Source organism: Lentzea alba, from assembly GCF_011067745.1.
GTDB classification, from domain to species: Bacteria; Actinomycetota; Actinomycetes; order Mycobacteriales; family Pseudonocardiaceae; genus Lentzea; species Lentzea alba.
Genome location: NZ_JAAMPJ010000014.1, coordinates 287,281 through 305,614, shown reverse-complemented (window position 1 = coordinate 305,614; position 18,334 = coordinate 287,281). Strand labels below are relative to the sequence as shown.

The following is an 18,334-nucleotide window of genomic DNA, read 5'->3' as shown; positions in this document are numbered from 1 at the left end:
TGTGGGTGACCTGGGACGACCTGCTGCGACCTGGGAAGCTAGGAGGGGCGATGCGAACGTTTCGCACCGTGCTTGAGCAGCGGATTTGGGAACGTCGGCTGACGCTGGAGGAGTTTGTCGAGGAAGCCGAGCTGTACGCGCGAGAGCATCGGGAGCCTGGCACGCTCGGGCTCCGGCACCTGCAGAGGCTTGTTGCTGGTCGTCGGTCTGGAGGCGAGCCTCTTGGTCAGGTGAAGGCGAGTACCGCCCGACTGCTGGAGAGCATGTTCGGTGCGACGGTCGAGGTGTTGCTGTCTCCGCCGGTGGAGCGCGGTCCTGCGGAAAGCGCGGTTGGCGCGTCGGCTCATCCAGGTTTGGCGGGTGCGTTCGAGTGGCTGGACGGTGCGGCTGGCTGGCCGTCAGGTTCGGCCGCGGCGAAGCTGAGTGCCGGGTTGAAGGTCGCTGACGTTGGGGTGCTCCAGGGACGGCGGGCACGGCGGGGTGGGATCGGCCGGAGTCAGATCGCGGACGTTGTGAGGCGGTACTACCGAACCGACGCCACGTTCGGGGTCCGTGGCCTGGACTTGGATGTTCGGACCAGCGTGTTCACGCGGGCCGAATGGAATGACCTCGGGCTGTCGCTCGACACTGGCGACGAGCGACTGGCTCTCGTGCAGCGAGCTGGGGCGGTGCCTGCTTTGGACGCAGGCTGCGCGGAGGCGGCTGTCCAGCGGCTTGTGATGACTGCTGCTCTCGGTGTGCGGTTCGCGAACCTGCCGCTGTACCGGTTGGCAGAGATCAACGTCGGCTCACGGGGCATCGGTGGGGCCGTCGACGTGGGGAGCTTTGTCGAGTACGCGCTGACGATGGACCTGCTTGAAGCGGAGCTGGCGGATGCGGTGGCGAGCGGTTCCGGCGTGCTGCACCCGTTGCGGAACAAGTACTTGCCGGACATGGATGCTGTGCTCGATGTCGCTGGGCGCGTCTGTGCGGGTGGGGTTCTGTCGCTTGTGGCGATTGCGCGGCCGACGGACCCGTTCCGAGGTGCCGCGGACTACGCGTTGATTGTGCAGACGCGGTCGGGTCAGGTGGTGAACGCCGCTGGGAAGTTGGCGGTCATCCCGAAGGGCTTCCATCAGCCGCTCACCGATCCTCGGGCTGATGTCCGGCTCGGTGCCACGCTCCGGCGAGAGCTGGAGGAAGAGTTGTTCGGGCGCAGTGACGTGGACACGACAGTGGGCGCCACGCGGGCGGCATCGCCCATGCATCCAGGTCGCTGGTCTGCGCCCATGAGGTGGCTGGAGGACGAGTCGGGCCGGTTGCGGATGGAATGCACCGGGTTCGGGCTGAACCTCGTGAGCGGCAACTACGAGTTCGCAACGCTCGTGGTGATCGAAGACGAGGAGTTCTGGCCGCGGTTCGGCGGGCAGCTTGAGGCGAACTGGGAGGCGTCCGGGCTGACGTTGTACTCAAGCCTGGACGCCGAACTCATCACGGACCTGGTGCAGCAGGAGGCTTGGAGCAACGAAGGGTTGTTCGCGTTGCTCCAAGGGCTCCGGCGGTTGCGTGAAGTCGGTGGCTCGCGGGTGAAGCTGCCGAGCTTTGAGCTGTCAGGTCTGTGACGGCCAGCGGACGGTCATGACGACGGAGTCCGCGAGGGCTTCCCAGGAGTGGTCTACGCCCGGTCCCCACATGATGTAGTCGCCCTGGCGGCTCATGGTCTTGCTGCCGTCGGTGGTGTCTACGCGGAAGTTGCCTTCTACCAACAGGACCAGAGTTGTGCGCTGGTCGTCTGCGGTCCAATCTGGACGCTTGTCGCCCGCGGGGTGGGTTCCCCACTTCACTTCGACGTCCTTTGGGAGCGGACGCCGATCGACGGGTCGATGAAGTGTCCGACCAGCCAGCCGCGGGTTTCCGTGCTGTCGTCCGCGGCGTTGCCGGCTTGCCAGTTGGCGGTCACCTGATCTCCCATTCGATCTCTGGCAGGTCTACGCGGGTGCCTCCGATTTCGCGGAGGCGGCGTAGGCCCTGCAGAAGGGCGAAGAGCCCTTCGTTGCTCCAAGCTACATCGTTGACGAGTTCGTCCAGGAGCTCCGCGTCGTGGCTGGAGTACTGGTGCAGACGGGACGCTTCCCAGTTGGCTTGGACGTCTCCGCCGTAGCGGGTCCAGAACTCCTCGTCTTCGATGACGATGAGGCTGGCGAACTCGAAGTTGCCGCTCACGAGGTTCAGGCCGAAGCCTGTGCACTCCATACGAAGGCGGCCTGGTTCGGCCAGTAGCCAGCGCATCGGCTCAGACAGCCGGCTTGGGTGCATCGGGTCCGCGTGGCGCTGCTCGCCGACCGTGTTGTCGACGTCTTCGCGGCCGAACAGTTCCTCTTCCATCTCGCGACGGAGGGTCGCGCCTACCTGTGTGTCGGCGCGGAAGTCCGTTAGCGGCTGGTGGAAGCCCTTGGGGATCACGGCCAGGCGGCGGGCCGCGTTGATCACGTGGCCTGAGCGTTCCTGGACGAGCAGGAGATAGTCCGGTTCGCTGCGGAATGCGTCCGCGGGGCGGGCGATCGCTGTGAGCGCGAGGGCTCCGCCTGCGCACATTCGGTCGCCGACGTTGAGCGCGGCCATCAGGTTCGGCATGTAGGTGTCGCGGAGGGGGAGTGCACCGGGGCTGGTCGGTTGATCGGTGGTTAGCGCGTCGACCAGCTCGCCTTCGAGCAGGTCCATCGTCACCACGTACCCCACGAAGTCCGTCACGCCCACGGTGCCCACGAGCTGGTGCTTCCGCATGTCCACGTCGAGCAGCCGGAACAGCGGCATGTTCACCATGCGGTGTCCCAGGGCCAGCGTTTCGGCCAGCCGTTGCGCGGCGCGGTCTGCGCTCGCCTCGTCCATCGTGATGTTGTCGGCTGGGGTTACGCCGGCGAGCTTCAGCTTGTCGTGCTTGGGGAACAGTGGGCAGTCGAGGTCGAGCCAGTTCGGATGAGTCAGGACCGTGGTTGAGGCAGACGTGTTCGCGCCGAACGTGGCTGTGTAACGGCCGTGGCCGATCGCCGAGCTGCCGTAGTAGGCGGCGAGTGCGCGCGCCGTGTCGCGTTGGTTCACACGGCCGCGGCGCACGCCACGGTCCTGGAGGGCGTGAAGGTCCAGGGCTGCTAGGCGCGCGGCTACCTCGCGGCGTGCTGTGCCGGGGTCCCAGTCTGCTCGCTCGTCGAGCCAGTTGAGGGCGGCGACGATCGTGGCGTCTTCACTCAGGCGGAGTTCGGCGTCTTCGGAGGCGCCGTCTGGGAGGTTCAGCGGACCGCCGCTTACCAGTTCGAGGTAGCGGTCGACGACGTCGTCGGGTGCGTTGGCCAGGGCGGTGTTCAGCTCGCGTTGGATGCCCGAGCGCGGTTTGGTGTCCGGCTTCTGGTGCCACGAGGCAACTGTGCGCACGCCGATGCCGAGGTGTTCGGCGAAGGCTTCGTGAGTCATGCGTAGTGCTGCTTGGAGGCAGCGCGCTGATTGGCCGGTCCACTCAGTGTTCTCGCTCATGCTCGCGCTACCCCCGGAGCGCAGAACCTGCATTGAACTTGCATTGGACATGCATGGGTTCGGGCGGCGATTCACGCTGGAATTGGTGCATGGAAATCAAAGCGCTCAACCAGCAGAAACGCACCGCGCTACCGGTTCTCGCGGACTTGCTTCGCTACCGACGCGAGGTCCGACTTCAGGTCGTCGAGGCGTTCGGTGATGTCGATCAGGCGCTGTTCGACACTGTCCAAACGCGACCAAAGCGAGTCGCCGGGGTCGGTGATCGGCTCGTCTCGCTCGGGTGGGCGACGGCCGTGCAGCACCGCGTCGAGGTGCATCGGGTGCCAGCCCATGGCTGTAGACAAGGATTCCAGCGTCCGCGGCCCCCGCCGGCGCTCCACTGTGTGGTGCTGGATCTCGCGGACGATCGCCTGGGAGACGTTCGAGCGTTCTGCGAGCTCGCGTTGACGCCAGCCGAGCTCGTTCACGCGCTCGTTGATGGCTCTGGCGACTGCCGCCCAATCCTCCGACACGTATTCCTCCGCGTTCCGCCTCGGCGCTGATATTAGCCGCCTTGCGTTGTTTGGAGGCGTGACACGGCGCATTTCGCGCTGTGCGCGATCAAACGCGCCTTTGTGTGCGCTGAAATCAATCAGATAGAGCTGAAATCGTCAGCTCACTCTTTGAAGGGCCTATTCCTATGCGTACTTCTGTGTCTTCTGTTCACACCATCAGTGAGACCGCTTGGGTGCTCGGTGTCAGCCAGTCTGCGGTGTTCCGGGCGATCCGGCTCGGGGTGCTGACGGCTGAGCGCCAGTACGGGCGTCTCGTCGTCCCCGGTAGCTCGCTTCGGCGAGTGCTCTCGGAGCCGGGGGTGCTTCGTGACTGATCTGCGCCTGGTCGAGATCGCCTGGTCGCTGGACCACCTGCGATGGGTGCCGACCGATGAGTTGACCGACGTCGTTGAGAGCGACGGGCTGTGCATGTGGGCGTTCACGGGCGAACCGCCGTGGGCGGACGAGGAGATGACCGATCGGGAGTTGGCCGAGCGGCAGTGCTCCGGGTGTCCCGTGCGGGACGAGTGCTTGGAGCTGGAGTTGCGCACGGCTGGCGCTGAGACGGTCGGTGTGTGGGGTGCGCTGCCGGAGGACGAGCGGCGCGAGGTGCACCAGCACTGGCTTCAGCGCGGTGAACGGGCCGAGAGGGGGCCGCGTTCATGAACGCCATCAGCGTGACGCCTACGCAGGTGCTGGCTGCGGTCGGTGTGCTCTTGGTTCTGGTGTTGGTCTGGCGGGCTGGCTCTCGTCGGGCAAAGGCGGCGGCGAGCGCGGCGCGGACGAGCGTCCGGTTGATGTCGCTTGGTGGGCGCGTGGTCGTGAACGCCGTGTTGATCGTGATCGTTCAGTGGGTGGTCGTGACGCACGGCGGGAACGGCTGGCTGTTGTTCGCGGTGCTCGGAGTGCCGGCATTGCTCGCGTCCTACACGCTGACGAAGGCGCTCACGGTGACCACGTATGAGCCTCATCGCCGTGGTGGTGATCGGAAATGAGCGAGCCGATCGAGCGAGTTGCGGTGCAGGTGGACCGGTTGTGCTGGACCGGGATTCTGCTGGGACTCGCGTTCACGATGACCAACGTTCAGCAGTTCGCGGCGGCTGGTGCCGCGGTGTGGTCGCTGGCCTGGTTCGCAGCGTGGCTGTTGGACCCGATGGTGTCGCTGGTCCTGCTGGCGATCCTCCGTGCCGAGCAAGTGACGGCTCGGCACGGAGTGCGGCTCGGTGGATGGGTACGGGCCGCCAAGTGGTTCACGCTCGGGGCTACGTACGTCATGAACACCTGGAGTGCGTTCGTGGCCGGGTCTGCGGCGCTTGTGGTGTTGCACTCGGTGCCGCCGCTCGTTGTGTTCGTTGCTGCTGAGGCTGTGACGGAGTTGCGGGACAAGCTTGGGACCGCTGCGGGTGCCACGGTGGAGGCCGTGGCACCGGCTCCGCGGACGTCGTTCGCTGAGTACATGGCGGTGGCGCGCAAGGCTCGGAAGTCGAGCGCCAAGGTCTCGCCGGCCTGGGTTCGTGAGGTCACGGGGTGTTCGCGCGGGCTGTCCTCGAAGCTGGCAGCCGAGCTGAACGGGGACCAGCGATGACCGGTGAGCTGGTGCCTGCGGAGCAGGTCATCGAAGGGGAACTGGTCGACGAGCGTGCGGCGCTCGTCCGGCGGATCGAGACGACCTGGCGCTACTCGCGTGTGGTGCCTCCGGCCCTGAAGTCTCGGAAGGCGTTGAAGCTCGTCGCGAAGGATGTGCTCGCGTGGGTGCTTCGGGCTCCGCTCCGGTGTATGAGTGCGGTCGGTCGTGGCCTGGTGGTTGCGGCGCGTGGCTGGCGGAACTGGGTTCGGGTGCGGGACTACCGCGACGCTGCCGAGCAGTCGGAGAAGCTGGCGGACAAGTTCGTTGAGATCCGCGCGCTGACGCTGTTCCGGTGGAAGGTCACCGGGACCGTGCTGCTTGCTGGTGGTGCGGTGATCACCGTGGCTTGGGTGCTCTACGGCGACTTGGTGTTGTGGAGCGTTGGAGGCGTCGGTGCGGCTGTGCTGGCGATCGTTGGACGAGCGAAGGACGGCTCACCAGGTCGGAAGTCCGTGCTCGCCGGACCGCGCACGCTGACGTGGACGATGGATTCTCAGGTGCTGGTTGACGCGTTCCGGGATGCGAAGTTGATCGGGAAGGACGAGTCGCTGCGGCTGGTTGAGCGGGCGTCTCGGCAGGGCGCTGGTTGGGCTATCACGGTGGATCTGCCCGCTACGCGCAAGGCGGCCGACGTCGTGAAGCACCGGGAGGACCTGGCGTCGGCGCTGGCGGTGGACGAGATCCAGCTGAGTGTTGAGCGCGTGCGCGGCAATGGCGGTCATGCCGGGCGTGTGGCGATGTGGGTGGCTGATGAGGATCCGTACGCCTCACCGCCGATCGGAACGCCGTTGCTCGCGGTCGAGCGTTGGGACGCGTGGCGGCCGGTGCCGTTCGGTACCGATGCGCGTGGACGGCGGATCGACTTGCCGTTGGTGTGGACGTCGGTGCTCATCGGCGCGATTCCTCGGCAGGGCAAGACGATGGCCGAACGGTTGGCTGCTGCTGGGTTGATTCTCGATCCGTATGCGCGGCTGTACGTCGCCGACTTCAAGAACGGGAAGGACTGGCAGGCTGCGGAGCAGGTCGCGCACCGGTTCATGGCCGGTGACGACAGTGAGCACGTGTTGGCGTTCCTGGACTGGCTCGTTGAGCTGGTCGCGGACGTTCAGCGGCGGTATCGGCGGATGCAGGACTTGGACGACGTGATGTGTCCTGAGTCGAAGGTGACTCCGGCGATGTCGCGTGATCCGTCGCTGGACATGCCGATCACGGCGTTGATCGTCGACGAGGTCCACATTGCACTGGAGGATCGCACTCCTGTTGTGGTGCAAGGGAAGAAGCTCACGGCAGGGGAGCAGATCGGCGAGCTGCTGACGTGGCTCGCAAAGAAGGCTCCGGCGGCCGGCCTGGTCCTGGTGCTCGCTACACAGCGGCCGGACAGCAACACGATTCCGTCGAAGTTGCGGGCGGTGCTCGGGTCGCGGTTCGCGTTGCGGGTCATGGACTGGCGGGACAGCAACATCGTGCTCGGGGAGCAGATGAACACCCGCGGGTACGACAGCAGCCGGTTGCTCCCGTCGCACAAGGGCGTCGGCATCCTGCGGCCGGACGGTGAGACGCAGGCTGGGGCCGATGTGCTCGCGCTGACTGTTCGGACGTTCTACATGCCCAACGAGGACTGGCGGGCTATCTGCGAACGAGGCCGTGCGCTCCGCGAGGTTGACGGCACGTTGACCGGTCAGGCTGCTGGGCAAGACGCGCCGTTGCTCCATCGTGCGGAGGTCGTGCAGGAGATCGGTGGGTCTAGTCGCGACGAGATTGAGCTGCCTGAGCCGTTGTCGGCGGTTGTGGACTACCTCGGTGACGGACTGGACGAGCGGGAGTTCGTGCCCACGGCCGAGCTGGTTGAGGCGCTGGACGTCGAGCCGACGACGTTCGGGAAGGACATGGGCGACCTTGGTTGTCGACCCACGAGGCAGTACGTCCAAGAGGAAGAGGGCACGCGGCGGGTCCGTGGCTACCTGACGGCGGACATCCGAGCTGCGATTGTTGAAATCGGCTCGTCTGGTCTACTGGGCGTGGACCAGCTATGACCGGCGATGATCCGGAACGGGGAGAGCTGAAGGTCAACCTTCCGGCGGAGTTGCCTGTCCTCACCAGGCGAGTAAGCCGCATACTGCTAGACATCCTGTTCGAGCTGAGCGAGGCGGAGGCCCTGAATTGGCCTCCGGGAGGGAGGTGTGATGACTGTTGAAATCAGCCGAGACCCGTGGGCGACGCTCGATGACCTGTGGGGCATCGAGGTCAGCGAAGTCGTGGATGACGGCATCGGCCCAGTAGCGGGTTATGGGCGGTGCTCGACAGAGGACAACCAGGACCCCGAGACGTCGCGCGGCTGGCAGTTCGGCAACGCGGACAAGTTCGTCGGGCCGTTGGGCGGCCGGATCGTTGAGGAGTTCTTCGACATCGGCAAGTCGCGGTCCGTGCCGTGGGAACGGCGGGACGAAGCCTCACGGTTGCTGGCCGCGCTGAAGAACCCGCACCGTGGTTGGAACGCCGTCGTGGTGGGGGAGGGGACGAGGTGCTGGTTCGGCAACCAGTTCTCGTTGATCGCTCCTCGGTTCGAGGCATACGGCGTTGACCTGTGGGTTCCGGAGTTGGGCGGGAAGTACAACCCGCGCAACCCATCGCACAAGATGCTGATGAGCGTGCTCGGTGGCATGAGCGAGTCCGAGCGTCAGCACGTGCAGGCTCGTGTTCGGGCCGCGATGGATACGCAGGTGCTCAACGAGGGACGTCACCAGGGCGGCCGAGCGCCGTACGGGTACGTGACGGTCGACGGCGGTCCGCATCCGAATCCGCGCAAGTCAGCGGAGGGCTACCGGTTGCGCGTGCTCGCGATCGATGACGAGTCCGCATGGGTCGTCCAGCGCATCTTTGCCGAGTACTTGAGCGGTATGGGTGACCGGGCCATCGCGAACGGGCTCAACCGTGACCAGATTCTGTGCCCGTCCGCGCGCCGGCCGGATCAGAACAAGCATCGGCCCGGCGATGGTTGGCAGGGCGGCACGGTGCGGGCGATTGTGGAGAACCCTCGTTACACCGGCTATGCGTTCTTCGGTCGCTCTACGAAGTTCGAGACGCTGCTCGACCCTGACGACGTGTCGGCTGGTCACGTGGTGCGGTTTCGGAAGGCCAGCCCGGATCGAGTGGTCCGGTCGCGGAATCCGGCGCATCCGAAGATCGTGGAGATTGAGGACTTCACGGCTGCGCAGCTTCTGCGGAAGTCGAAGGGCAGCTTGCGGAGCGCGCGGAAGACGGAGCGGTCGGGGCGTGCGCTGAAACACCGCTACCTGTTCCGCGGTCGTATCCGGTGCGACATCTGCGGTCGGAAGATGGAGGGCAGTCCGCGAAAGAAGGCGATGTATTACCGGTGTCCTGCGCGCACGTTGGCTCCGGGATCGCCCGTGCTCACGTCGCATCCTGGCGCGGTCTATTTGAGGGAGGACGCTCTTCAGGATGCGGTGAATGGCTGGCTGGGGCATGTCTTCGACCGGAAGAACCGCGACCGGACCGTTGCCGCGTTGATGGATTCGCAAGAGCCGGTCATCCAGATCGGTCGCGATGCCGCGAAGAAGAGGCTCGCTGAGGCGGAAGCCAAGCTGACCAGGTTTCAGAACGCGATCATGGCCGGTGTGGACCCTGCGGCGCTGGTCGAGGCGATCAACGAGGTGCAGGCCGAGAGGCTCGCGTCACGAGCGGCCCTGGACAACGTCCCAGCACCGGTGGAGGTGGACGTCGCTGAGATTTACGCGGCGATCGACCTGATAGGAGACGTCAGCGCGGCACTGAGAGGCAGCGCGCCGACGAGACTGGAAGAGCTGTACGAGGCGATAGACCTGCAAGTTCGGTACAAGCAAAACCCCCACGAAGCTGATGTCTCCATCAACCCCGTGGGGGTGAATAACGCTCGTGTCCGAGGGGGGACTTGAACCCCCACCCCCTTTCGGGGACTAGCACCTCAAGCTAGCGCGTCTGCCATTCCGCCACCCGGACGTATTCAGTTCTGCCTCGGCTCGCGCCGTGGTGTGTGGATAGATTACATGATCGTCGACGCGCGCCAAAATCGGGGTGGTTGGCTGGTGTTTGTGCTGGTGGGGGCGTTGTGGGCCGGGCTGGTGAGCCAGCGGAAAGTCGATCACGCAGTCTGCAGACGGGGGCGTCGGAGGGGCTGGCGGGTTGTGCACGGCTGGAGCGGGCGGCTGGCGAGGTTGGGGTCGCGGGGGTGAGTGGGTTGACGAAGTGGTTGCTCAACTCTGGTCCCGCCTTGCGGAGGCAGGTTGAGAGGGATCTGGTGTGGCTCACGTTCTTCGGCACGCGGGTTCTTGAGTGGTGGGACGGTTAGATCCAGCCTCGGGCTCGGGCGAGGCGGGCGGCCTCGTGGCGGTTGGAGGCGCCGGTTTTGCCCACGGCTGAGGAGAGGTAGTTGCGGACCGTGCCTGGGGAGAGGGAGGCGCGGCGGGCTATTTCGTCGATGGGGGCGCCTTCCAGGGCCAGTTCCAGGACGTCGGCTTCTCTTGGGGTTAGGGGGCTGTCGCCCGCGCTGATGGCTTCGGCGGCTAGGGCGGGGTCTACGTAGCGGCCGCCGTTGTGGACGGTGCGGACCACGGTGGCCAGGACGTCGGAGGACACGGTTTTCGGGAGGAAGCCTCGGACGCCGGCGGCCAGGGCTCGTTTCAGGTGGCCTGGGCGGCCGTGGCTGGTGACGATCATGGTTGAGCACGTTGGCAGGTCGCTGGCCAGGGCTTGGGCCACGGAGACGCCGTCCAGGTCTGGCATTTGCAGGTCGATCACGGCCACGTCGGGGCGGACCACGCGGGCGGTGGCCAGGGCTTCGGCGCCGGTGGCGGCTTGGGCTACTACTTCCAGGTCGTCTTCCAGCGAGAGCAGGGCGGCCATGGCGCCGCGGATCAGGTGTTCGTCGTCGGCCAGCAGGATGCGGATCACGGGAGCTCCACGGTCAGCACGAAGCGGTTCGGGGGTTCGGGGGACGCGGTTACCGAACCGCCCAGGGCTGAGACGCGTTCGCGCAGGCCCGTCAGGCCGCTGCCGAAGCGGATGCCGGACGCGGAGGTGCCGTCGTTGGACATGGTGAGAACGTTGCCTCGCAACGTGATCGTGCACGTGCGGGCTTCGCTGTGGCGCAGGATGTTCGTCACGCCCTCGCGGACGGCCCAGCCCAGCGCGCCTGCGGACTCTCCCTCGGAGGAGGGCTCGCCGATCACGCGGCAGTCGATGCCGGCGGACGCGAGAAGTGAGCGGGCGCCGGCCAGTTCGACGGACAGGTCGGCGGTGCGGTAGCCGCTGACCACCGCGCGGAGTTCGTCCAACGAGTCGTGGGCGATGCGGCGGACTTCCAACATTTCGTCGATCGCCTCGTCACGGCCGCGACGTGCCAGTTGTGCCGCCAGGTCGGCTTTCAGGGCCACGACGGAGAGGTTGCGGCCCACGACGTCGTGCAGGTCGCGGGCGAAGCGGAGACGCTCCTCGGCCACGGCCAGGTTGGCGCGGACCACCCGAGAGCGGTCCAGTTCCCACACCAGGCCGAGCATCCACAGCGTCGTGCGGAACGCGAAGGCGACCAGCAGCAGCATGAACGTGCCGAACATCGCGTTGCTCGCGGGGGCGGTGAGCAGCAGGAAGGCACCGCCGGCCAGGGATGCCAGCACGACGGTGCGCGGACGGAGCACTGCGGAGAGGGACGTGATCGTCAGCACCAGGAAGATCAACGCGATGCCGTCGGCGGGGCTGTCGGGCTTGCCCGGTGGCGGGTCCGGGAAGGCGAGCTGACCTGCGGCCAGCACGGCGCAGGTGACGACCAGGAAGATCACCAGCAGCCGGCGCGGGTACGGGGTCCGGCCGAGGTGGTGCTCGATGCCGAAGTGGACCAGTCGCACGCCCAGCGCGGTGTGGATCAGCACTGCCGTCCCGATCGCGACGAGGGCGACAGTGCTGATCTCGGGAACCACGCCGATGATCAGCAGTGGTGGCAGGACCAGGTAACTGAGGTAGAACGTGGCGCGGACGTAGAAGTCGAACCGCGCCGCGTTGCCGCGGGACCGCCACCAGCCGAGCAAGTTCACCTCCGAGGATCCCAGCGGAACCACCGGCGTACAGCGTAGGTGCCCAGGACGATCCACACCGCCAGAACGATCATCGGCTGCAGCACCGGGCCGCCGTCCCACCCCGCTCGTGCCAGGTCGAGCACCGGGTTCAGCGGCAGGAGGCGCATCGCCGAAGCGACGCCCTCGGGCAGCATCGACAGCGGGAAGAACAGCCCCGACCCGAGCAGGCACGCCACCAGGATCGGCAGAGACGTCACCTGTGCCATCTCGACGGTGCGGGTGAACGCCGAGGAGGCCGCCGCCAGCAACACGAACACCGCCACGCCACCTGCGACACCCAAGACCAGGAACCACGGTCGCGTCGGCACGGCGACCTCGGTCATCACGGCGACGATCGCCGAGAACAACACGATCTGTCCCAAAGCCACCACCACGGACGGCAGTGACGCACCGAGCAGGATCTCCGGGTCCGTCAGCTCCCCGACGCGAAGACGTTTCAAAACGAGCTCTTCGCGCCGCGCCACGAACGTGGTGACGAGGTTGTAGTACACCGCCATCACCAGCACGAACCCGATCAGCCCGACGATCAGCGGCTTGCCTTCGGCGTTCGCGGCGGCCATCAGCGCCGGCGCGAGCAGCAACGGCAGCGCCAGCGAGTTGAACAGCGCGGTCTTGTTGCGCCAGAACAACGTCAGCTCAGCCTGCCCCACAGCCACGGCCCTCATGCCGCCTCCTCCGCGATCGCCAGGAACGCCTCCTCCAGGGACGCCGACCGAGCGTCCAAACCGGACAGTTCCACCGAGTTGACGTGCGCCCACGCAAGAAGCTCGTGCAGCGTCTCCTGCAGGTTGTTGGTCCGCACGGTCACGCGCCCCGCCGCGTCGGTATCAGCCACCACAGGCAGCGCGACGCCACGCGGTGCGACGAACGAGATGCGCGACGGATACGCGTCCACCACCTCGGAAACCGTTCCCTGCGCGACGATCCGGCCTCGATGCATGATCGCGAGCCGGTCGGCCAGCGTCTGCGCCTCCTCCAGGTAGTGCGTGGTCAGCAGGACGGTCACGCCTTCGTGCAGCAGCGCGCGGATCAGTTCCCACGTGTTGCGCCGGCTCTCCGGATCGAGCCCGGTCGTCGGCTCGTCGAGGAACAGCACCTCGGGTTTTCCCAGCAACGCCAACGCGAGGTCCAACCGCCTGCGCTCGCCGCCCGACAACTGCTTCACCCGCACGGAAGCCCGATGCGTCAGGTCGACGAGCGACAACGCCTCGTCAACCGGACGCGGAGAAGTCAGGGTCCCCGCCCACATCTTCGTGGCCTCGGCCACGGTCAGGTCGGGCGGGAAACCGCCTTCCTGCAGCATCACGCCGATGCGCGGCCGCACGAGAGAGCGCTCGCGGAACGGATCGTGGCCCAGCACCGACACCGAGCCCGCCGCAGGACTTGAGAGCCCTTCCACCACTTCGACCGTTGAAGTCTTCCCCGCACCGTTCGTGCCCAGCAACGCGAACATCTCGCCCCGCTCGACCTCGAAGGAGATGCCCCGCACAGCTTCGAAACCCCCGCTGTACCGGCGAGTCAGCCCGCTCACCTCGATCACTGTCATGAGATCACGATCTCGGGAAACATCGCCCGTGGGCAGTGCCGCCACACACCAGAAACCCATGACAGATGTCATCGCGCCCGTCTACGGGTGACAGACCCCCCGGATCTCGGTGATCACCGTGTTCGGCGCGTGGTCAGGGCTGGGGTTGCGTCAGGTCGTCGAGCTGCCGCCGCACCCGTGCGGCGTCTTCGTCGCGGCCCTGGTCCCGGTACAGCTCCAGTGCCTCCTCCCAGACCGCGCGTGCCTGGTCGTGCTGGGCGAGCGCGAGGTGGGACTGGCCGGCGCGGTCGAGGGTTTCCGCGAAGTAGTAGGCGTTGCCGTGGGCTCGGTACGAGGTGATGGCGTCGCGGTAGTGGCCGATGGCCTGCTGGTGGTCGCCGGTCTGCTGGGCGATGAGCCCGAGGCTGTCCAGGGTGGCTGACTCGCCGGCCGGGTTGTGGTGGAGCCGGTGCAGGGTGAGGGCGGCGAGGCAGTGCTCACGAGCGGTGTCGAACTCGCCGAGTCGCGCGGCGTACCAGCCCGCCGCGCTGAGTGCGTCCGCTTCCCAGTTCGGCTGATCGAGGGAGTGGTAGAGGTCGAGGGCGTGCCGAACGTGCTCCAACGCCATTCGGTCGTTTCCCTGCGCGTCCCAAGCAAGTGCGAACGACCGGTGGGTGTGTGCCTGTTCGGTCAGGTCGTGGTGGCGCACGGCCAGTTCGAGGGCTTGGCCGAGGTGTCCGACCGCTTCGTCGTGCAGACCCGTCCGGGAACAGGCGCGACCGAGCAGCCGGTGAGTGCGGCTGCGGGCCGGGTCGGGCAGATGAGCCGCGGCGTCCAGGGCGACTTGCCACATCGTGAGGGCGGTGTGCCGGTGGCCTTGCCAGATGTGGAACGTGTCCAGCGTCCAGGCCAGCTGCCAGACGAGTTCGTGGCGACCGAGGGCGGCGGCGGTGCGCTGGGTGGCGATGAGGGTGGCGTGCTCGGCTTCCAGCCAGGAGGTCGCGGTCGCGGCGTCGGGCAGCGGAAGCGGACGGACGCCGGGTGCGGGCGGCTCGACCGGCACGAGCGGGCGGAGCGAATCCAGCAGGCGGTCGGCGGCGATGGCGGTGTGCAGGTGAAAGTCCATCACCCGTACCAGTGCCGACTCACGAACATCGGCGGGCAGACCCTGGGCGATGTCGGCGGCGTAGGCGCGGATCAGGTCGTGCATCACGTACCGGTCGTGCCGGCGGCCGACCAGGGACACCTCCTCCAACGCCGTCAGAGCCTTGCGGGCGCGGGCCGGCGACAGGCCGATGAGCGAGGCCACCGCGGGCAGCGTCGTGTCGGGGCCGGGGGAGATGCCCAGCAGTCCGAACAGGGTGCGCTGCTCGTCGGTGAGGTAGCGCAGGGACCACGAGAGCACGGCGGGCAGGCTGGCGGCGGGATCGGTGTCGTGGTCGAGCGTCGCCAGGCCGAACTCGCGCAGTTCTGCGGCGACCTCGGCCAAGGTCGTGCCGGGATGGGTGGCGATGCGGGTCGTGATCGAGAGCGCCAGCGGGAATCCTCCGCACAGCTCGATCAGTTCGTCGACGGCACCGGGCTCGGCGGCGACGCGTTCGACGCCCAGTCGTGCGGTCAGCAGAGCACGGGATTCGTGCCGCGCCAGCACGTCCAGGCGCAGGTGGTGGGCGCCGTGCCGGTCGATCAGGGAGGCGAGTTCGTGCCGGCTGGTGATCAGCACGGTGCAGCTCGGGCTGCCAGGGAGCAGCGGGACGACCTGCTCCGCAGAAGCCGCGTTGTCCAGCACGATCAGCATGCGTCGTTCCGCGATCGTGGTCCGGTAGAGCGCCGCCGCGGCGTGCAGTTCCGCCGGAACGTGGTGCGGGGCGACGCCGAGCGCGGTGAGGAACCCGAACAGCGCGGCGTCCGGCGTCACCGGCTGTTCGGTCGCGCTGAACCCGCGCAGGTCGGTGAACAGGTGCCCGTCCGGGAACTGCGCCGCGTGGCGGTGGGCCCAGCGCAGCGCCAGCCACGTCTTGCCGATCCCGCCCGTCCCGCCGATTGCCGAGATGACCACCGTGGCAGAACTGAGCGTGAGTGCTTCCAGTTCGGCGTCGCGGCCGGTGAACCACCGCGGCGGCGCGGGCAGTTGCCGCGGCACGGGCCTCTCGGGCCGTGTCGGTGTTTCGCCGGTGAGGATGTGCTGGTGCAGGTCCTGCACCGCGGCGCAGGGCTCGGTGCCCAGCTGCTCGACCAGCCGGTCGCGGAGTTGCCGGTAGTGGGCGAGTGCGTCGGCCGTGCGTCCGGCACGGTGCAACGCGAGCATGAACTGGGCACTCACGCGTTCGTCCAACGGCCATTGGGCGGCGCGGGCACTCAGGGGAGCCACGAGGTCTTCGCCGTGACCCAGGCTCAGCAGGGCGTCGGTCAGGTCGCACTCGGCGCCTAGGAGTTGCTGGCCGAGCCGGTCGCGTTCGGCGGCCGCCCAGTCACCCGTGACACCGGTCAGCGCCTCACCACGCCACTGCTCCAGCGCCCGTTGCAGCAGGGCCGCGCGCTTGTCGTGGTCGTCGGTGGCGCGGGCCTCGGCGCACAGCTCGTCGAAGCGGTGCAGGTCGATCGTGGAGCGCTCGACCTCCAGGACGTAACCACCTGGCCGCCTGGTCAGTGCCGGCGAGCCTGCCTCGGCGAGCAGGAGTCGCAGGCGGGACAGGTAGTTCCGCAACGTCGCCCTGGCCCGCAGCGGCGGCTCGTCGCCCCACACCCTGCGCATCAGCCGGTCCACCGAGACCACGTGGCCCGCGTCCACCGCCAGTGCGGCCAGCACGCACCGCTGCCGGGCCGGTCCGAGGTCGAGCGCGCGGCCGTCGACCAGCACCGCGATCCCGCCCAGGAGACGAAGTTCCATTGTGACCGTCATACCAGCGCTGACCAGCTGATTGTTCCAGAACGCGCAAGTTTCACGGAGATGGCCGCTCCACCGCGGATCCGGTTGCGAAGATCAGCTTCAGGTCGTATTATCACGGTCGTGCTAAATACTGGGGGGAACGAATGACACTGGGGTTGGTCGCCGCGCTGGCGGGGTTGGCGCTGCTGGACTCGACGAGCATCGGGACTCTGTTCATCCCGATCTGGCTGATGCTCACGCCCGGACGGCTGCGGCTGCCGAGGTTCGGCGTGTACCTCGGCACGATCGTGGTGTTCTACTTCGCGGTCGGCGTGCTGATCGTGCTCGGCGCCTCGCAGGTGATCGACCACCTCGACGGCAAGATCGCGCTCTGGATCCAACTGGTGATCGGCGTGTTCCTGTTCGTCATCAGCTTCCGGTTCGACAGCAAGAAGAAACTCGACACGGGGAAGTGGCAGAACCGGATCAACGCATCGACGCCCGCGCTGGCCGGCGTCGCGGTGCTCGCGGGCGTGGTCGAGCTCGCGACGATGCTGCCGTACCTGGGCGCGATCGGGATGATGAGCGCCGCCGATCTCGGACCGGCCCAGATCGGGCTGCTGCTCGGCGGATACTGCCTGGTCATGATCTTGCCGGCGGTGCTGCTGCTGGGTGGGCGGCTGGCGCTGCGCGGCCGGATCGAGCCGTTCCTCAACCGGATCAGCGCGTGGTTCGCGGAGAAGGGCGCCGGCGCGACCGGGTGGATTCTCGGCATCGCCGGGTTCCTGGTGGCACGTGATGCCGTCGCTCGGCTGTTCTTCCTGTGAACCATTTGGTCCAGTTGGCTGAACGACCGCGTTTCGTTTTACTCCTACACTCGCCACCGTGACACAGCTGGGCGATCCGCGCAGATCCGTCCCGCCGGAGCTGGCGCCGTTGCTCCGAATGGAAGTGGCGACCGTCGCGACGAGCATTTTCGAGGCGATCGAGAAATCTATTCCAGAATACAGCCAGTTCCGCGAGAACGTCGTCGACGGCATTCGACAGGCGCTGGTGAAGTTCGTGGACATGATCGCCGCGCCGGATTCCGAACGCGACCCCCACGACGACATCCACCGCAAGCTCGGCGCGTGGGAGTTCAAGTCCGGCCGCAGCCTGGACAGCCTGCAGGCGGCGTACCGGATCGGGGCCAGGGTCGCGTGGCGGCACGTGTGCGGGTTCGCGGAGCGGCGGGAACTGTCGCTGCACCAGATGTCGGTGCTCGGCGAGGCGATGATCGCCCACGTCGACGAGCTGGTGAGCTTGTCGGTCGAGGGCTACGCGGCCGCGCAGGCGAGTGCGGCGGGCACGCTCGAACGCAAGCGGCGCAAGCTGATGGAGCTCCTGGTCGGCGATCCCACGACCAACTGGCAGGCGGTGCTGGACGCGGCTGCCGCGGCGGCGTGGCCGATGCCCGACCGGCTCTCGGCGGTGGCTCTTGAGCCGTCTGCCGCGCCGGTGCACGACCTGCCGGCCGACGTGCTGGTCAACTTCGAGGACGCGACGCCGTACCTGCTGGTGCCGAACCCGGCCGCGGTCTCGCGCTGGGTTCGCAGGGCGTTGCCCGGCTGGCGGGCCGCGGTCGGGCTCCCGGTGGTGCCCGCACAGGCGCGCGGCTCGCTGGCCTGCGCTCGCCACGTGCTGACGCTGGCGCGCGAGAAGGTGCTGCCGGACCGGCCCGTCCTCGACTGCGCGGACCATCTCGTCGAACTGACCGTGCTCGCGGACGAGTTCCTGGCCCGGCAGCTGGCTGAACGGGCGCTGGCTCCGTTGGCGCCGCTGACCGACCTGCAACGCACGAAGCTCGCCGAGACGTTGCTGGTGTGGCTGTCGGCGCGCGGCGGCGCACCCGAGGTCGCCGCGCGGCTGCAGGTGCATCCGCAGACCGTGCGCTACCGCGTGAACCAATTGGAGGAACTGTTCGGCGACCGAATGCACGACGCCGAGGAGAGGTTCACGCTGGAGCTGGCGCTGCGTGCGCACTATTTGTTGCAGCGGGACTGATAAACCACGCCGAGTCATTTCGTACCGGAGTGACAAAAGTGCGTTTTCTCTTGCACTGCGGAATGCGGGGTGGTTAGTTTACTGGCGAGTAAAGCAACACCACTT

At 67.3% G+C, this 18,334-nt stretch carries 15 protein-coding genes, 1 tRNA gene and 1 pseudogene; 8 read left to right on the top strand and 9 right to left on the bottom strand.

Annotated features, from left to right (window positions below; all coding sequences use genetic code 11):
• Positions 1–50 precede the first annotated feature (50 nt).
• Entirely contained in the window at positions 51–1,601 is a 1,551-nt protein-coding gene (locus tag G7043_RS39690; RefSeq protein ID WP_166053844.1) for a transcriptional regulator, read from the top strand.
• Here the strand turns inward: G7043_RS39690 and G7043_RS39685 are convergent.
• The 3 genes and pseudogenes from G7043_RS39685 to G7043_RS39675 form a co-directional block, all read right to left on the bottom strand.
• Positions 1,590–1,951, bottom strand: a pseudogene (locus tag G7043_RS39685) (signal peptidase I). The gene G7043_RS39690 and the pseudogene G7043_RS39685 sit on opposite strands and share 12 nt — an antisense overlap.
• Positions 1,936–3,507 (bottom strand): transcriptional regulator, encoded by a 1,572-nt coding sequence (locus tag G7043_RS39680; protein ID WP_166053921.1) that lies wholly within the window; start codon positions 3,505–3,507, stop codon positions 1,936–1,938. Before G7043_RS39680 ends, G7043_RS39685 begins: the two are co-directional and overlap by 16 nt.
• Before the next feature lie 128 nt (positions 3,508–3,635).
• Complete coding sequence (locus G7043_RS39675; protein WP_166053843.1) at positions 3,636–4,019, bottom strand: XRE family transcriptional regulator; 384 nt, start codon at positions 4,017–4,019, stop codon at positions 3,636–3,638.
• A gap of 348 nt (positions 4,020–4,367) precedes the next feature.
• On the opposite strand from G7043_RS39675, the gene G7043_RS39670 reads away from it, so the two are divergent.
• From G7043_RS39670 to G7043_RS39650, 5 genes are all read left to right on the top strand, one after another.
• A complete protein-coding gene (locus G7043_RS39670; RefSeq protein WP_313888304.1) occupies positions 4,368–4,706 on the top strand; it encodes a WhiB family transcriptional regulator in 339 nt (112 codons plus the stop codon).
• Positions 4,703–5,035 (top strand): hypothetical protein, encoded by a 333-nt coding sequence (locus tag G7043_RS39665; RefSeq protein WP_166053842.1) that lies wholly within the window; start codon positions 4,703–4,705, stop codon positions 5,033–5,035. The genes G7043_RS39670 and G7043_RS39665 overlap by 4 nt, the downstream gene beginning before the upstream one ends.
• A complete protein-coding gene (locus G7043_RS39660; RefSeq protein ID WP_166053841.1) occupies positions 5,032–5,625 on the top strand; it encodes a hypothetical protein in 594 nt (197 codons plus the stop codon). Before G7043_RS39665 ends, G7043_RS39660 begins: the two co-directional genes overlap by 4 nt.
• A complete protein-coding gene (locus tag G7043_RS39655) occupies positions 5,622–7,700 on the top strand; it encodes a cell division protein FtsK (protein WP_166053840.1) in 2,079 nt (692 codons plus the stop codon). The genes G7043_RS39660 and G7043_RS39655 overlap by 4 nt, the downstream gene beginning before the upstream one ends.
• Before the next feature lie 150 nt (positions 7,701–7,850).
• Positions 7,851–9,599: a recombinase family protein gene (locus G7043_RS39650; protein WP_166053839.1), complete on the top strand. Its 1,749-nt coding sequence runs from the start codon at positions 7,851–7,853 to the stop codon at positions 9,597–9,599.
• Here the strand turns inward: G7043_RS39650 and G7043_RS39645 are convergent.
• The 6 genes from G7043_RS39645 to G7043_RS39620 all read right to left on the bottom strand — a co-directional run bounded on the left by G7043_RS39645 (position 9,581) and on the right by G7043_RS39620 (position 16,207).
• Positions 9,581–9,663: transfer RNA gene (locus G7043_RS39645), tRNA-Leu, on the bottom strand. The two genes, G7043_RS39650 and G7043_RS39645, sit on opposite strands and share 19 nt — an antisense overlap.
• A gap of 345 nt (positions 9,664–10,008) precedes the next feature.
• Positions 10,009–10,614, bottom strand: a complete 606-nt coding sequence (locus tag G7043_RS39640; protein WP_166053838.1) for a response regulator transcription factor — start codon at positions 10,612–10,614, stop codon at positions 10,009–10,011.
• Positions 10,611–11,774 (bottom strand): sensor histidine kinase, encoded by a 1,164-nt coding sequence (locus G7043_RS39635; RefSeq protein WP_166053837.1) that lies wholly within the window; start codon positions 11,772–11,774, stop codon positions 10,611–10,613. The genes G7043_RS39640 and G7043_RS39635 overlap by 4 nt, the downstream gene beginning before the upstream one ends.
• On the bottom strand, positions 11,747–12,457 hold the full coding sequence (locus G7043_RS39630; RefSeq protein WP_166053836.1) for an ABC transporter permease: 711 nt from the start codon (positions 12,455–12,457) through the stop codon (positions 11,747–11,749). Before G7043_RS39630 ends, G7043_RS39635 begins: the two co-directional genes overlap by 28 nt.
• Positions 12,454–13,338 carry an ABC transporter ATP-binding protein gene (locus G7043_RS39625; protein WP_166053835.1) on the bottom strand — a complete coding sequence of 295 codons (885 nt, stop codon included), beginning with the start codon at positions 13,336–13,338 and terminating at the stop codon, positions 12,454–12,456. Before G7043_RS39625 ends, G7043_RS39630 begins: the two co-directional genes overlap by 4 nt.
• A gap of 133 nt (positions 13,339–13,471) precedes the next feature.
• A complete protein-coding gene (locus G7043_RS39620) occupies positions 13,472–16,207 on the bottom strand; it encodes an AfsR/SARP family transcriptional regulator (RefSeq protein ID WP_166053834.1) in 2,736 nt (911 codons plus the stop codon).
• A 143-nt stretch (positions 16,208–16,350) separates the two neighbouring features.
• On the opposite strand from G7043_RS39620, the gene G7043_RS39615 reads away from it, so the two are divergent.
• Complete coding sequence (locus G7043_RS39615) at positions 16,351–17,013, top strand: GAP family protein (protein ID WP_166053833.1); 663 nt, start codon at positions 16,351–16,353, stop codon at positions 17,011–17,013.
• Positions 17,014–17,071: 58 nt separating this feature from the next.
• Positions 17,072–18,229 carry a helix-turn-helix domain-containing protein gene (locus tag G7043_RS39610; RefSeq protein ID WP_166053832.1) on the top strand — a complete coding sequence of 386 codons (1,158 nt, stop codon included), beginning with the start codon at positions 17,072–17,074 and terminating at the stop codon, positions 18,227–18,229.
• Positions 18,230–18,334: the final 105 nt, after the last annotated feature.

Excerpts from the sequence above, each read along its gene's own strand:
- G7043_RS39620 (WP_166053834.1), bottom strand. The coding sequence starts at position 16,207 with ATGGAACTTCGTCTCCTGGGCGGGATCGCGGTGCTGGTCGACGGCCGC.
- G7043_RS39655 (WP_166053840.1), top strand. The coding sequence starts at position 5,622 with ATGACCGGTGAGCTGGTGCCTGCGGAGCAGGTCATCGAAGGGGAACTG.
- G7043_RS39690 (WP_166053844.1), top strand. The coding sequence starts at position 51 with ATGCGAACGTTTCGCACCGTGCTTGAGCAGCGGATTTGGGAACGTCGG.
- G7043_RS39625 (WP_166053835.1), bottom strand. The coding sequence starts at position 13,338 with ATGACAGTGATCGAGGTGAGCGGGCTGACTCGCCGGTACAGCGGGGGT.
- G7043_RS39615 (WP_166053833.1), top strand. The coding sequence starts at position 16,351 with ATGACACTGGGGTTGGTCGCCGCGCTGGCGGGGTTGGCGCTGCTGGAC.
- G7043_RS39630 (WP_166053836.1), bottom strand. The coding sequence starts at position 12,457 with ATGAGGGCCGTGGCTGTGGGGCAGGCTGAGCTGACGTTGTTCTGGCGC.
- G7043_RS39680 (WP_166053921.1), bottom strand. The coding sequence starts at position 3,507 with ATGAGCGAGAACACTGAGTGGACCGGCCAATCAGCGCGCTGCCTCCAA.
- G7043_RS39665 (WP_166053842.1), top strand. The coding sequence starts at position 4,703 with ATGAACGCCATCAGCGTGACGCCTACGCAGGTGCTGGCTGCGGTCGGT.
- G7043_RS39650 (WP_166053839.1), top strand. The coding sequence starts at position 7,851 with ATGACTGTTGAAATCAGCCGAGACCCGTGGGCGACGCTCGATGACCTG.
- G7043_RS39660 (WP_166053841.1), top strand. The coding sequence starts at position 5,032 with ATGAGCGAGCCGATCGAGCGAGTTGCGGTGCAGGTGGACCGGTTGTGC.